Genomic DNA, 15,535 nt, shown 5'->3' on the forward strand with positions numbered 1-15,535 from the left:
TTGAACGCCAAGACCAAAAAAATATTAAGGATCGGACTCCCGATTTTATTGGCCGCGTTTTTTGGTTGGTACACCTTTTCAAAATTACCCATTGATAAAATTATCCCGTATTTCAAATCGGCCAATTATGGTTGGATTGCTTTAGGGATGTGTCTTGGGTTACTCAGTAATTTATCACGTGCTTTCCGATGGAACTATCTATTGGCTCCTATGGGTTACCGAGTCAAGTTGCCCAATAGTGTCATGGCGGTTTTTATTACCTATTTGGCCAATTACGGCATTCCAAGATCAGGGGAAGTGCTAAGAGCTGCAGTTTTGACAAATTATGAGGAGGTCCCATTTCAAAAGGCATTTGGTACTATTATAGCTGAGCGAATGGCAGATATGATTATTCTATTGAGTATTGTTGCTATCACACTTTTGATCCAATTTGATTTTATTTTTGAACTGTTACAGACCTCGTTTCAACCAAATAAATTGATTCTTTTAGGAACCGTTGGGATTGTCTTTTCAGTGCTTGTTTTTTTATACCTTAGAAAGAGCCAATCTAAAATTGCCTTAAAAGTGAGGCAATTTGTGCGTGGTCTTTTGGAAGGGGTCTTGAGTATTTTTAAGATGGAACAGAAATGGCTATTTATTATCCATACTCTATTTATTTGGACGATGTATGTGTTGATGTTTTATGTGACCACTTTAGCGGTAGACGATTTAAAAGGCGTGTCTATGGGGGCATTATTGATAGCCTTTATTGCTGGTAGTTTTACAATTGCTGCTACAAATGGTGGCATTTTTGTATATCCATTGGCTATTGGTGCTGCGTTTTCAATCTTTAACATTCCAGAAAACCCGAGCATTGCGTTTGGATGGATTATGTGGGCCTCCCAAACCCTTATGATTATTGTGCTTGGGAGTCTGTCTTTCTTGTTTTTACCTATCTATAATGCCAAGAAAAAATTACAATAAAAAGCGCGGCGCTTTGTTAAACATTTAAAAGGCGTGGTGGAACAATCCGAATTATTTTTTACCTTGCCATAGCTAATATTAATCCCTAATGATATGCAAAAGATTACCTTTCTACTCGTGTTTCTCATCGGCACCTCAATGGGGGCGCAGGTTATTTATCAACCATTTGATTCCGAAAAACTTGGGGAAAGGAGAGAGCTAAAAATTCAATTACCTCGTAATTATAACCCCGAGGATAAATCGCAATACCCTTTAATTATTGTTTTGGATGGGGATTATTTGTTTGAGCCTTTTGCTGGAAATGCTGATTATCAAGCGTATTGGGGAGAAATGCCTAAAGCGGTAGTGGTAGGAATCAATCAGAAAAACAGTCGTGAAAAGGATCTGTTTTACGACAAAGAAATCTTTTTTCCTGCTCATGAAGGGGCTTCTTTTTTTGAATTTATTGGGATGGAGCTCATTCCATATATAGAAAGCAAATACAATGTCTCAAATTTTAGAATTGTGGCAGGGCACGATCTTAGTGCAAATTTTATCAATTATTATTTATTTAAGGATTATCCCATTTTCAGGGCGTTTATTTTGCTAAGCCCAGATTTGGCACCTGAAATGACCATAAGAGTACAAGAGCGCCTTTCGACACTTAAAACCGACACCTTTTATTATGTAGCAACCGCTGAAAATGATATTGTCGATTTGAAAGAGCGGATTATTGGGCACAACTCACAATTGGAGGCCCTTAGCAACCCGAAAGTCCATTATAAGTATGATAATTTTGAGGGTGCCGACCACTATTCATTGGTGGGGATGGGTATTCCTAAAGCACTAAACGACATATTTTCTTTATATAAACCTATAAACAGACAAGAATATACAGATCATGTTTTAACCTATCCTGAGGGGCCATTTAAGTATCTTGAAAAAAAGTATGCAGACATCAAGTTTTTTTACGGATTTGAAAAGAAAGTGGTGGAGAACGATATAAGAGCAGTAGCATCTGCAGCGCTGCGAAATGATGATCGAGATGCTTTGCGGGATTTATCAAGATTGGCAAGAAGGGAATTTCCGGAATCCATGATCAGTGCCTATTATACAGGCATGTATTTTGAAAATGAAAACAATCTAAAAAGAGCTCTGCACAACTATCAATCTGGTCTGCTTTTAAACGCTTCCGATTTTATTGACAAGGATATGTTGTTGGATAAAATCTACTCTATTAAGGATAAAAATTAGCACAATCGTGCATTTCATCGAATAATTTATACAGATCAACTATATTTGTATATATTTACCATCCCAAACCTTAAACCTACTTACGATGAAAAAAGCCCTACTTTTTCTCTTCATCATGTTGTGTGCTATATCTATAAATGCACAAACTGTTTATGAAAGCTTTCAATCGCGAAAACTAAATGCGACGAGAGACTTAAAAATCCGGCTTCCTAATAACTACGATCCTGAATCCAATTTAAAATATCCTGTAATTATCGTTTTTGACGGCGATTATTTGTTCGAACCAGTGGTCGGACAGGTGGCATTTCAAACTTATTTTGATAAAATGCCTGAATCCATTGTTGTTGGATTGTTGCAAGGAAAAGAACGTTTCTATGATAGCTACCATGATGAGGTCACCGGACTGCCCATAGAGTTGGGAGCAAGGTTTTACGAATTTATCAGTACAGAGCTGATACCACATATTGATAGGAATTATAAAACCAGTAAGTTTAAAGTGGCTGTTGGTCATGATCTCATGGCTAATTTCATGAATGCTTTTTTGTTAAAGGAGGATCCGATTTTTAAAGCCTATGTCAACTTGAGTCCTGATTTTAAGGGCGAAATGGATGATAATGTCAGCAGCAGGTTAAAATGGCTGAAGGATGATGTGTTTTATTATATGGTGACCAGTAGTGATGATGTAGCACCGCTTCGTAATGGGATTCTTGATGCCGATCAAAAACTGAAACAGATAGACAATAAAGCCTTAAAGTATTATTTTGATGATTTTGAAGGGCTTTCCCACTATACTTTGGTTACGGGTGGATTGTCTCAAGCATTGGATAAAATATTTGAGCTTTATAAACCAATCAGTGACCGGGAATTTAAAGAGGATATTCTTACTTACGAAGGGACATTAGATACTTATATCAGTAAGCGTTACAAAAAAATTGAAGATTTATTCGGAATTTCCAAACCTATTTCTGAGGATGAATTTGAGAAAATTATAAAAGCTGCCGAACAACGGGATGATGTCGCATCGCTTGAGAAAATTGGAAAACTGGCCAACAAACAAGATCCAACAACGTCTTATGGCACCTATTATATGGCGCTTCATGCCGAACGGATTGGAAAAACCAAACGCGCTAAAAAATTATATGAATCTGCATTAGACTTGGAGTCGACCCCACATATCAACAAAGATCTTATTCTTTTAAAAGTTGAAGGGCTTACGGTGGCTGGTGATGATAAAGAAAGTGATATTGATTAATATACCTTTAATTACATTTTATAATTAGAACTAATATCACAAATAGTTTTAATTTAGCTCAAACTTTTAAGGATGGCTAAAATTAAAACAACGTTTTTCTGTCAAAACTGTGGCAGTCAATATTCTAAATGGCAAGGACAGTGTACGGCCTGTAAAGAATGGAATACCATTGTTGAGGAGGTCATTCAAAAGGAAGAGAAATCCAGTTGGAAAACGCCATCCTCGGCCGTAAAACGTGTATCGAAGCCTCTGCGCATCAATGAAATTGACGTTTCGCAAGAGGCACGTATGAATACTGAAGATCAGGAATTCAATCGGGTGCTTGGCGGCGGCATTGTTCCAGGATCCTTGATCTTGTTGGGTGGAGAGCCAGGAATTGGTAAAAGTACACTTCTGCTTCAAATCTCTTTAAAGTTACCTTATAAAACTTTATATGTTTCTGGTGAAGAAAGCCAACAGCAGATCAAAATGCGCGCAGAACGCATTACTCCCAACAGTGCCAATTGCTATATTCTGACCGAAACCAAGACTCAAAACATCTTCAAGCAAATTGAGGCCGTGGAACCAGATATTGTGGTGATTGATTCCATTCAAACTTTGCATACTGAATATATTGAATCGTCTGCTGGGAGTATTTCACAAATTAAGGAATGCACCACAGAGCTCATAAAATTTGCCAAGGAGACTGACACTCCGGTTGTTTTAATCGGCCATATTACCAAGGATGGCAATATTGCAGGTCCAAAAATATTAGAGCACATGGTGGATACCGTCTTGCAGTTTGAAGGCGACCGAAACCACGTCTTTCGAATTTTAAGAGCCCATAAAAATCGTTTCGGATCGACCAATGAATTGGGCATTTATGAAATGCAAGGCTCTGGGTTACGAGAAGTTTCCAATCCGTCAGAAATCTTAATATCCAAGAAAGACGAAGAGCTCTCAGGCAACGCTGTGGCATCCACTTTAGAAGGCATGAGACCGTTGATGATCGAAGTCCAAGCCTTGGTCAGCACCGCTGTTTATGGTACGCCACAGCGCTCGGCAACAGGATTTAATGCCAAACGATTAAATATGCTATTAGCAGTATTGGAGAAACGTGCAGGATTCCGATTGGGTGCTAAAGACGTTTTTCTGAACATAACAGGAGGCATATCGGTAGATGATCCTGCCATCGATCTCGCCGTGGTGGCTTCAGTATTATCATCCAATGAAGATGTGGCCATCCCTAAAGATTATTGTTTTGCCGCCGAAGTTGGGCTTTCTGGAGAAATCCGTCCGGTGCAACGCGTGGAACAACGCATCTTAGAGGCTGAAAAATTGGGTTTTTCGATGATTTTTGTCTCCAAATACAATAAAATCGCTCTTAAAAATACGGGAATCAAGATCCAATTGGTTTCTAAAATTGAGGATTTGGTGAGTTTTTTGGTTTAGAAATTATAAGCCAGAATCCGATTCTGTGCCTACTTATCCTTATTGAACACATCCAATTATATGCTAGCGCCTAAATTAAAACGTAATTATGAAAAATACATGCGCTCTTTTACTAATTGGAGTTTTAATTTTAAGCTGTTCCAATAGTAATGATGACGGTATTGACTGTTCGCTTTTTGATCCAGAATTTCCACAATTGTATATTCGGTTGGTTGATGAGGCTGGTATCAACTTACTTGAAAATGGCACATTCGACCCCGAAAACATAATTGTTGAAGCTGACTTTCCAAACCCCGGATTTCGATACATTCCACCAAATAAATATGCTGAGCCCGATGCTGATATCAGAAGATATGATAACACTATTTTCTTGTTTATTGCCAATAAACTGAATTTTGAGTATGTAATTAATTTGAACGATACCACCGCTGTCATTTTGGAATTTGAGTCAAGATTTGCTGAACTTCCTTGTGGAGTATCCTATTTCATTCCGACTGAACTTAAGTTTAATAATCAACATATAGAATCAGAAAACGAAGCATCTGAACTTGTCTTTTTAGCAGAAATTAAACTATAAAAAACGGCTACAACAAAGATGCGTATAAACAGTGATTGGTACCCACTGGTTGAAAAAACCTTAGCTTTGTTGGTGTTTTCTGATAGTAAATCTAAGGCATTAAGTAGGCCTTTTTAATAACCAACTCTTCGGATTTCTTTTTCCAACATTTAGGACTTCTAATTTATCAAAAATCATTAATTTCGCACTTCGATTAGAATAAAGGAAATAATGAGATTTACTGAGTATAAAGGACTTGACTTACCGAAAGTTGCAGAGGAAATTGGCGATTATTGGAAAGAAAACGACATTTTTGATAAAAGCGTGACCACAAGGGAAGGCAAAACACCATTTGTGTTTTTTGAAGGACCGCCTTCGGCCAACGGGCTACCTGGGGTGCACCATGTTTTGGCACGTGCCATAAAAGATATTTTTCCACGTTACAAAACCATGAAAGGCTTTCAGGTAAAGCGTAAAGCAGGATGGGATACGCATGGCTTGCCAATTGAATTGGGTGTTGAAAAGGAACTTGGGATTACCAAGGAAGATATCGGTAAAACCATTTCCGTAGAAGATTATAACGCGGCCTGTCGTAAAGCAGTCATGCGTTACACAGATGTTTGGAATGACCTTACTGAAAAAATGGGTTATTGGGTTGATATGGACAATCCGTACATTACCTATGAGCCAAAATATATGGAGAGCGTTTGGTGGTTGCTCAAACAAATCTATGATAAAAAACTGATTTACAAAGGATACACCATTCAGCCTTATTCACCGAAAGCGGGTACGGGTTTAAGTTCTCATGAGCTCAATCAACCAGGAACCTATCAGGATGTCACGGATACAACAGCGGTGGCACAGTTTAAAGCTAAAGCCGATTCACTTCCAGATTTTCTACAAGATGAGGGCGATATCTACTTTTTGGCTTGGACGACCACGCCTTGGACATTGCCAAGTAATACCGCATTGACCGTTGGGCCTAAAATTGATTATGTGTTGGTGGAAACCTATAACCAATACACTCATGAACCACTAAATGTCATCCTGGCAAAACCTTTGGTCAATAATCAATTTGATGGGAAGTTCAAAAGGATTGAAACGAAACCAGAGTTGTTGGAATATACCTCAGGCGATAACCTGCCTGCAGGCAAGGCGGGAAAAATCCCATATTATATTGTCAAGGAATTTAAAGGAAAAGATCTGGTTGGAATTACCTACGAGCAATTATTGCCCTATGCGCTTCCACACGAACATCCGGAAAATGCTTTTAGAGTAATTGCTGGCGATTTTGTAACAACGGAAGATGGTACAGGAATTGTCCATACGGCGCCAACTTTTGGTGCGGATGATGCCTTGGTAGCCAAACAGGCGGTTCCAGAAATTCCACCAATGTTGGTAAAAGATGAAAATGGAAACCTGGTGCCATTGGTTGATCTACAAGGGCGATTTAGAAAGGAAGTCAAGGATGAGCTTTACGGTTTTGCTGGAGAGTACGTCAAATCAGAATATCTGAATGATGACGAATTGGTTTCTGAATACGAAAAGCAAAAAGTGAGCTTACAATCGGTGATCTCCAACCTTAAAGAGTATTTGAGTGTTGATGAACGTTTGGCGCTCAAATTAAAAAATGAAAATAAGGCCTTTAAGGTCGAAAAATATAAACATAGTTACCCAAATTGCTGGCGTACAGATAAACCAATTCTGTATTACCCATTAGATTCTTGGTTCATTAAGGTAACGGATGTCAAGGATAGAATGTTTCAATTGAATGAAACCATCAATTGGAAACCGAAATCTACTGGAACAGGTCGTTTTGGGAATTGGTTGGCCAATGCAAACGATTGGAACTTGTCACGTTCACGGTATTGGGGAATTCCATTGCCAATTTGGAGAACTGAAGATGGTAAGGAGGAAATCTGTATCGGATCGGTAGCTGAATTAAAGGCTGAGATGCAAAAAGCTGTTGAGAAGGCATTTATGTCATCTGACATTTTCGAAGATTTTGAGGTCGGCAACCAATCGGAAGATAACTACGCAAAAATAGATTTACATAAGAACATAGTTGACGAGATTGTTTTGGTGTCTCCTTCAGGAAAACCAATGAGACGTGAAGCTGATTTGATTGATGTGTGGTTTGATTCTGGTGCTATGCCCTATGCACAATGGCATTATCCGTTTGAAAATAACCAACTCATTGATGGAAAAAAAGCCTTCCCTGCCGATTTCATCGCAGAAGGTGTTGACCAAACCCGTGGCTGGTTTTATACACTGCATGCTATTGCTACCATGGTTTTTGATTCCGTTGCTTATAAAAATGTCGTTTCTAACGGATTGGTATTAGACAAAAATGGACAGAAAATGTCCAAACGATTGGGGAATGCCATAGACCCTTTTACCACTTTAGAAGACTATGGGGCGGATGCAACCCGTTGGTATATGATAGCTAATGCCAATCCGTGGGATAATTTAAAATTTGATTTGGAAGGTATTGAAGAGGTCAAACGTAAGTTTTTTGGAACGCTTTACAACACCTATTCCTTTTTTACATTATATACCAACCTTGATAATTTCAATTATTCAGAAGCTGATATACCTTTAAATGATCGACCAGAGATTGATCGATGGATTTTATCAGAATTACATACTCTAATCCAAAAAGTTGATGAGTATTATGCAGATTACGAACCGACAAGAGCGGCTCGTGCTATTTCAGATTTTACTCAAGACCATTTGAGTAACTGGTATGTCCGATTGAGCAGAAGACGTTTTTGGAAAGGCGATTATCAACAGGATAAGGTGTCGGCATATCAAACCTTATACACCTGTATGGTGACCATTGCAAAATTGGGTGCACCAATTTCACCGTTCTATATGGATAGGCTTTACCTTGATTTAAATGCAGTGACTAAGAAAGAGACTTTTGAAAGTGTTCATTTGTCAGATTTTCCCGTCTATGATGAAGCGTATGTAGATAAGGAATTGGAGCGTAAAATGGAGGCCGCGCAGAGCATTTCTTCTTTGGTATTATCGTTAAGAGCGAAGGAGAAAATCAAGGTTCGGCAGCCTTTGCAGAAAATCATGATTCCTATTTCCAATGATGCTCAGAAGAACGAGATTTTAGCAGTGGCAGATTTAATAAAATCGGAAGTCAATGTCAAAGAAATTGAAGTTTTGGAAGATGCTTCAGATATTTTGGTAAAGCAGATAAAACCTAACTTTAAAGTGCTTGGACCTCGTTTTGGAAAGGACATGAAAGCTGTAGCTCAGGTGATTAGCGGTTTCGACGCTGCAAATATCAGAGAAATAGAACAAAACGGTACTTTAGATATGGAAGTTAATGGAAAAAGTATTAAATTGGAGCTTTCTGATGTAGAAATTACCTCACAAGATATTGAAGGATGGCTTGTTGCAAGTTCAGGCCCATTAACAGTAGCCCTAGATGTGACTATTACAGATGAATTAAGAAAGGAAGGGATTGCAAGAGAATTGGTAAACCGGATCCAAAATTTAAGAAAAGATTCGGGATATGAGCTTACTGATCGTATTGTAGTTCACTTCCAGAAAGATGAACCTATTATTAACGCAATAAACAAGAACTTAGATTACATAAAAACCGAAACCTTAACCGAAGAGTTGGAAATTTTGGAACACTTAAATGACGGTATAGAAATTGCTTTTGATGATGTAAATACCAAGTTGTTTATTAAAAAATTTTAAAATTATGGCTGTAGATGCAAACGTTAGATATTCTGATAAAGATTTAGCAGAATTTAAAGTGTTGATTCAAGATAAAATTGAAAAAGCAGAACGAGATTTAGACCTGATCAAGAGTGCGTACATGAATGACCTCAACAATGGTACAGATGATACGTCGCCTACCTTTAAGGCCTTTGAAGAAGGTAGCGAAACGATGAGTAAAGAAGCCAACTCGCAATTGGCAATTCGTCAAGAGAAATTTATTAGAGACCTCAAAAACGCCTTGATACGCATTGAAAACAAAACCTACGGGGTGTGTCGAGTTACTGGGAAGCTTATTGGTAAAGAGCGTTTAAAGCTGGTGCCGCACGCTACCTTGAGCATTGAAGCTAAAAACATGCAACAGTAACATTCTGATAAAAATAAGAAAGCGAAGATCTAGCACCGCTGATCTCATAAAGATATTTGGGCTTTTAAAATAAAAAACACTTCTTAATACAGGAGTGTTTTTTTTATCGGCCATACCAAGTTATACACTCAAATGTCTCACAAAATGAGGCGCTTATAGTTGGTTGGATGCCAATAATTGGGCCATAGCTAAAACCTTCCTTAATTTTTATTTAAAAAACCTGCCTACTATCGATAGCTTTAGCCTAGGGGGAACGTATCAAGTTAAAAGTGTTATGTAGTATTTAAAAGCGACCTTACTTTCTGTATGACATGGTAAAATAAAATTAGTATTAAAAAAAATCATATTTTTAACTCGACAATTAAAAAACTAATGGGTATAATACTATTTTTACACTTTAGAAAAAGCTTGCTACTATTGAAACTGTAAGAGTTTCAAATATAATTGTCATTAACAAAGATTCCACTTTCGTAGGAAAAACTATGTCCCTAAAAAAAGCGACCCTTTTAATCATCATTATTTTATTGATTGATCAAATTAGTAAGTTTTATATTAAAACCCACTTTGTCCTACACCATAGAGTTGAAGTGTTCGACTGGTTTCACATCTTATTTGTTGAAAATGATGGGATGGCTTGGGGTACAAAACTGAGCGATTTTATAGTTGGTATTTCAGATCGTACGGCAAAACTGGCATTGACCATTTTTCGTATTGTAGCGGTAATTGGCATTGGCTATTGGTTGGTAACTTCGGCAAGAAAAAGGGGACCTCATATCCTCATTGTGGCCATAGCCTTAATTTTTGCCGGTGCCTTGGGCAATATCATCGATTCGGTTTTTTATGGGATCATTTTCGACGATAGTTATAATCAGGTGGCGTCGTTTCTTCCAAAATCAGGATATGATACCTTATTTCACGGAAAGGTAGTAGATATGCTGCATTTTCCAATTTGGAAAGGCATTCTGCCCGATTGGATCCCGTTCTGGGGAGGTGATTATTTTACTTTTTTCGAACCCGTCTTTAATGTAGCCGATATGGCCATTAGTACAGGAATTGGAATGTTGATTGTCTTCAATAAAAAAGCATTTCATCAAGATAAAGAAGAAATTATCGAGACTGTTTATGTTGAGAAAGAATAAATAGTATTTGGAGTTACGCAATAATCTAAAGCCACATCACTTTCAAAAACATCGTCAATGCTGTCTTCGGCTTCAAAGAAAGATAGCCCTATTTTAAGAGTTTCAGGTTGACACTCTGAAAGAAAATTATCGTAAAATCCTTTGCCATAGCCAACACGATGTCCGTGCTTGTCAAAGGCTAAAAGTGGCACAAAAACTACATTTATTTTATCAGAATCAATCTCAATTCCGTCAACTGGCTCAGGAATATTCCAGTCGTTTTTTTTGATCACAGTAGTATCCAATAAGAGATAATGAATCATGCGCAAACTCTCAAAATCAGTTTTTGAGATGACTATGTTTTTATCCTTTCCTGATAAAATATTCAGGATATAATCAGTATTGATTTCTTTGTGCTCCGTAATGCTCAAAAAAACGTGATAAAACGATACCTTCCAAATGGGAAGTTGCAGCAACTGGTTGGCAATGGTCAGACTGAACGTTTCAATGGCTTCTGAAGAAAGTGCACTACGCTTTTTTTTATACAGTCGTCTTAATTCTGATTTCGTCATAACTATTCCATTAATCACTTACCACTTTTGTTATGTGAAAAAGTGCATCACCTTGATAAACCAAAGAGGCTTCGTTTACATTTATAACATAGCCTTCAAGTGTCGTTTTGACTTCGTGGTACACCTTGCCGTAGGGATCTGTAATTTGACCCAAAACATCATCCACCTTTACTTTGGTGTTTACAGAGACTACAGATTTGAACATCCCAGATTGCTTAGCTCTGATCCACTTGCTCTCTTCAATAAAAACGGTGGGCAACTTTGGTCTATTAGCTTTAATACGATGATGTAACATATCATAATGTGCCAAAATACGCTTCACACCTTCCACGCCAACTTTGGAGATGTTATCATCCACAAAAAATGACTTCCCTCCTTCATAAAGTAAAATCGGTTTGCCCAGTTGAAAGCAGGCATTTCTAAAGGATTTCGCGATATGGTTGGAGTACAAGACAAATGGCGCTCCAAAAACACGGGCTAAATCATCAAGTTCTGGGTGATTTTTAACAATTCGTATCTGTGCGGCATTAAATCGGCTCGCGCCACCGGTATGGAAATCGATAATCAAATCCACATCTGGAATAATCTCATGCATCAACCTATGGGCAACACGGCTTGCCAAAGACCCATTGGCAGATCCTGGAAACATCCTGTTCAGATCCCGTCCATCGGGAAATGCGCGTTTGCTATTTAAAAACCCGAAAATATTTAAAATCGGCATACAAATGATGGTGCCACGTTTTGGTCGATTGATACGTCTTGCAATCAATTGCCTAACAATATCAACACCATTTATCTCATCACCATGGATGCCCGCAGAAAATAAAATGGTAGGTCCCGGGGTTTTTGAGCGTTCAATAATTATCGGAATTTCAATCTTTGTGGCGGTGTGGAGTTTCGCAATATTAAAATTAATTTCCCTTGAGGCACCTAACGGAATTTCCTCACCTAAAATGGTGATACTATCTTTATTTTCTTTCAACATAATTCAAGTTAAACGTTACGTTCAATATATCTTATGATGCTTTTGGCGATATCTTTTTTTGTGGCAGATTCAATGCCTTCCAGTCCAGGAGATGAATTAACCTCCAAAATTAATGGACCTCTTGCCGATTGTAACATATCCACGCCGCAAACCCCCAATCCGAGTGCCTTAGCCGCTTTTAGGGCGGCATTTTCTTCTTCGTCAGTCAGCTGAATGATTTCTGCACTACCACCTCTGTGGAGATTGGATCTGAACTCCCCATCCTTCCCTTGTCGTTTCATGGCCCCTACAATATTGCCGTCTACAATAAAAGCTCGGATATCTGCACCTTTGGCCTCTTTGATGAATTCTTGGATAATGACCCGCGCCTGCAATCCGTGAAAAGCTTCAATTACAGATTCCGCCGCATTGTTGGTTTCTGCCAGTACAACACCCAGACCTTGGGTACCTTCTAAAAGCTTGATCACCAAAGGTGCGCCACCCACCGAGGCGATGACCTCAGCAACATCTTTAGTGTAATTTGAAAACACCGTTTTAGGCATGCCCAATCCCGCACGCGAAAGCACCTGAAGACTTCTCAATTTGTCCCGAGATCTTACCAAGGCTTGAGATTCTACCACAGAAAACACTTTCATCATTTCAAACTGTCGTACTACCGCCGTCCCGTAAAATGTAACTGAAGCACCAATTCTTGGAATGATAGCATCGATATTTTCTAAAATACGCCCCTTGTACAGGATGGCAGGGTTTTTCTTTTCAATAATGATATCACATTTCAATGGGTCAATCACCTCGCATGTATGTTTGCGTTGTTTGGCGGCCTCCACAAGCCGTTGAGTAGAATATAAATGAGGGTTTCTGGATAAAATAATAATGTTCATTGGGTCTAATTTGCTTTAAATTATTAGTTATAAGTATTAATGTGAAGACATAACGGTACTCACCCAATGCTTATTTGTTTTTGTTGTTATAAGATATGTTTTTTTGGGTTACATCCACGATAAACTTTTTGCTTATAAATTTCCGACCAATTAGAATCGGAAATCGCATGTCCTCTCTCGTGCTTAAAGTAAGCGAGATACGGTATTTTTTTTCAAATAAAATTATGGTGGTCTTTACTTTATAGCGTTCTTGGACAAGACCATTGCTACTCTTGACTTTTGCCAAGGTATAGTCTTTAAATCGGATTTCCTTTCCGTTATAATGCGGATGGCCTTTATCATAGAACAAACACACCAATTCGTCATTGTCAATCCAAACTTTATGGGTATGGATGGAAGAGGTATAGGCACCTGTGTCTATTTTGATGTCAATATCAAAAAGATCAAGTGCAGGGAAATCTGCTTTATCTGTTCTGCCTATAGTCTTTTTGGGCATCTTTGGTAATTTCAATTGGGGTCGCAAGATAATAAAAAATCATGCCTTTATAGAAAGTCTTAAAATCCTTTCCATTGAAAAGTTTTGAAGATATAGTATCTTTGATTTATGAGTAAGCCTACTTTAGAAATCCAATTGCAGACCTTGCCCCATCAACCTGGGGTGTATCAATATTTTGATGCCAATGGTAAGCTTTTATACGTAGGTAAAGCCAAGGACTTGAAAAAACGAGTCAGTTCTTATTTTACTAAACAGCATGATTTTGGGAAGACCAAAGTACTGGTTAAAAAAATAGCCACCATTAAACATATTGTGGTTGAGACGGAGACGGATGCCTTGCTTCTTGAGAACAATCTCATTAAAAAATACCAACCACGTTACAATGTCTTGCTCAAAGATGACAAATCCTATCCGTGGATCTGCATCAAGAAAGAGCGCTTTCCTAGAGTGTTTTCTACCCGTCGGATGATTAAGGATGGTTCAGAATACTTTGGACCGTACACGAGTATGAAGACGGTAAAAACACTTCTTGATCTCATTAAAGGCGTCTATATGCTAAGAACCTGTAATTATGACTTGGCGCAAGATAAGATCGATGCCGGAAAATTTAAGGTCTGTCTGGAATATCATTTGGGCAATTGCAAAGGTCCGTGTGAGGGCTATCAATCGGAAGCCGATTATCAAGAAGATATTGCAGCCATAAGGGAAATCTTAAAAGGAAATTTCAAGGATTCGTTATCGCAATTCAAACGTCAAATGAAAGCGCATGCTGAGGTTATGGAATTTGAAGCGGCTCAACGCATCAAGGAGAAAATTGATATTCTTGAAAATTACCAGTCAAAATCCACTGTGGTCAATCCCAAAATCAGTAATGTTGATGTGTTTTCAATAGTTTCTGATGAGGGTTATGCTTATATTAATTTCCTGCAGCTGTCTTACGGGTCCATCATTCGTTCGCATACTATGGAAATCAAAAAGAAACTGGACGAAACAGATGAGGAATTGCTGCAGCTGGCCATTACTGAAATCAGACAGCGGTTCCACTCTATCTGTAAGGAGGTTTTTGTGCCTTTTGAAGTTGATTTAGGTGAAGACCTTAAAGTTACCGTTCCGAAATTGGGTGATAAAAAACGAATTTTAGATCTGTCAGAACGCAATGCCAAATATTACCGGATGGAACGTTTCAAGCAAGTCAAGATTATTGACCCTGACCGTCACGCCAATCGGATCATGGCACAAATGAAGACCGATTTACGTCTTAAGGAAGAGCCGCGCCATATTGAATGTTTTGACAACTCCAATATACAAGGTACCAATCCAGTGGCGGCCTGTGTCGTTTTTAAAAACGGTAAACCGAGCAAAAAGGACTATCGCCATTTTAATATCAAAACCGTTGATGGCCCTGATGATTTTGCTTCCATGGAAGAGGTGGTGTACCGACGGTACAAACGCTTATTGGAAGAAGAACAGCCCTTGCCACAACTCATCATTATTGATGGAGGCAAAGGTCAATTGTCCTCCGCCTTAAAAAGTCTGGAGCTATTAAATTTAAGAGGAAAAATTGCGATCATCGGAATTGCGAAACGTTTGGAAGAATTATTCTATCCAGATGATCCAATTCCCCTATATTTAGATAAAAAAAGCGAAACCTTAAAAGTCATTCAGCAATTGCGGAATGAAGCCCATCGGTTTGGGATTGAACACCACCGTAATAAACGCAGCAAAGGAGCTCTGACCACAGAGTTGGAGTTGATACCTGGAATTGGAGAACAATCTATTGTGCAATTAATGACGCATTTTAAAACAGTTAAACGGATCAGTAAAGCGAGCTTTGAAGAGCTGGAACCAGTTATAGGGGCTTCAAGAGCAAAAAAGATACTTGACTTTTATAACAAATAGAGTACCTTGTTTGTATATAGATTAATCAACAAAACCCTCAT

The 15,535-nt window shown here is 38.4% G+C and carries 13 protein-coding genes; 9 read left to right on the forward strand and 4 right to left on the reverse strand.

Annotated features, from left to right (window positions below; translation table 11 throughout):
- The 8 genes from H3Z82_RS05255 to H3Z82_RS05290 all read left to right on the forward strand — a co-directional run bounded on the left by H3Z82_RS05255 (position 1) and on the right by H3Z82_RS05290 (position 10,682).
- The gene (locus tag H3Z82_RS05255; RefSeq protein WP_182203311.1) at positions 1-963 is read left to right on the forward strand and encodes a lysylphosphatidylglycerol synthase transmembrane domain-containing protein; all 963 of its coding nucleotides are present in this window, start codon (positions 1-3) and stop codon (positions 961-963) included.
- 93 nt (positions 964-1,056) lie between these two features.
- Complete coding sequence (locus H3Z82_RS05260; RefSeq protein ID WP_182203313.1) at positions 1,057-2,196, forward strand: alpha/beta hydrolase; 1,140 nt, start codon at positions 1,057-1,059, stop codon at positions 2,194-2,196.
- Positions 2,197-2,281: 85 nt separating this feature from the next.
- Positions 2,282-3,448 carry an alpha/beta hydrolase gene (locus H3Z82_RS05265; protein ID WP_182203315.1) on the forward strand — a complete coding sequence of 389 codons (1,167 nt, stop codon included), beginning with the start codon at positions 2,282-2,284 and terminating at the stop codon, positions 3,446-3,448.
- A gap of 72 nt (positions 3,449-3,520) precedes the next feature.
- A complete protein-coding gene (radA, locus tag H3Z82_RS05270) occupies positions 3,521-4,879 on the forward strand; it encodes a DNA repair protein RadA (protein ID WP_182203317.1) in 1,359 nt (452 codons plus the stop codon).
- Positions 4,880-4,967: 88 nt separating this feature from the next.
- A complete protein-coding gene (locus H3Z82_RS05275; protein WP_182203319.1) occupies positions 4,968-5,456 on the forward strand; it encodes a hypothetical protein in 489 nt (162 codons plus the stop codon).
- Between the two features lie 210 nt (positions 5,457-5,666).
- Positions 5,667-9,155: an isoleucine--tRNA ligase gene (ileS, locus tag H3Z82_RS05280; RefSeq protein WP_182203321.1), complete on the forward strand. Its 3,489-nt coding sequence runs from the start codon at positions 5,667-5,669 to the stop codon at positions 9,153-9,155.
- Between the two features lie 4 nt (positions 9,156-9,159).
- Positions 9,160-9,543 (forward strand): TraR/DksA family transcriptional regulator, encoded by a 384-nt coding sequence (locus H3Z82_RS05285; protein WP_182203323.1) that lies wholly within the window; start codon positions 9,160-9,162, stop codon positions 9,541-9,543.
- 482 nt (positions 9,544-10,025) lie between these two features.
- Positions 10,026-10,682: a lipoprotein signal peptidase gene (locus tag H3Z82_RS05290; RefSeq protein ID WP_182203324.1), complete on the forward strand. Its 657-nt coding sequence runs from the start codon at positions 10,026-10,028 to the stop codon at positions 10,680-10,682.
- Here the strand turns inward: H3Z82_RS05290 and H3Z82_RS05295 are convergent.
- From H3Z82_RS05295 to H3Z82_RS05310, 4 genes are all read right to left on the reverse strand, one after another.
- Complete coding sequence (locus H3Z82_RS05295) at positions 10,664-11,233, reverse strand: 5-formyltetrahydrofolate cyclo-ligase (RefSeq protein ID WP_182203326.1); 570 nt, start codon at positions 11,231-11,233, stop codon at positions 10,664-10,666. The two genes, H3Z82_RS05290 and H3Z82_RS05295, sit on opposite strands and share 19 nt — an antisense overlap.
- Positions 11,234-11,243: 10 nt before the next feature.
- Positions 11,244-12,218: a succinylglutamate desuccinylase/aspartoacylase family protein gene (locus tag H3Z82_RS05300; RefSeq protein WP_182203328.1), complete on the reverse strand. Its 975-nt coding sequence runs from the start codon at positions 12,216-12,218 to the stop codon at positions 11,244-11,246.
- An 8-nt stretch (positions 12,219-12,226) separates the two neighbouring features.
- Complete coding sequence (rimK, locus tag H3Z82_RS05305; protein ID WP_182203330.1) at positions 12,227-13,099, reverse strand: 30S ribosomal protein S6--L-glutamate ligase; 873 nt, start codon at positions 13,097-13,099, stop codon at positions 12,227-12,229.
- 70 nt (positions 13,100-13,169) lie between these two features.
- Positions 13,170-13,595, reverse strand: coding sequence for an ATP-dependent zinc protease family protein (locus H3Z82_RS05310; RefSeq protein ID WP_182203333.1), 426 nt, complete (start codon positions 13,593-13,595; stop codon positions 13,170-13,172).
- Positions 13,596-13,703: 108 nt separating this feature from the next.
- On the opposite strand from H3Z82_RS05310, the gene uvrC reads away from it, so the two are divergent.
- Positions 13,704-15,494 (forward strand): excinuclease ABC subunit UvrC, encoded by a 1,791-nt coding sequence (gene uvrC, locus H3Z82_RS05315; RefSeq protein ID WP_182203335.1) that lies wholly within the window; start codon positions 13,704-13,706, stop codon positions 15,492-15,494.
- The last annotated feature ends 41 nt before the right edge of the window (positions 15,495-15,535 follow it).

The organism is Gelidibacter maritimus, from assembly GCF_014062315.1.
In the GTDB taxonomy this organism is placed as follows: domain Bacteria; phylum Bacteroidota; class Bacteroidia; order Flavobacteriales; family Flavobacteriaceae; genus Gelidibacter; species Gelidibacter maritimus.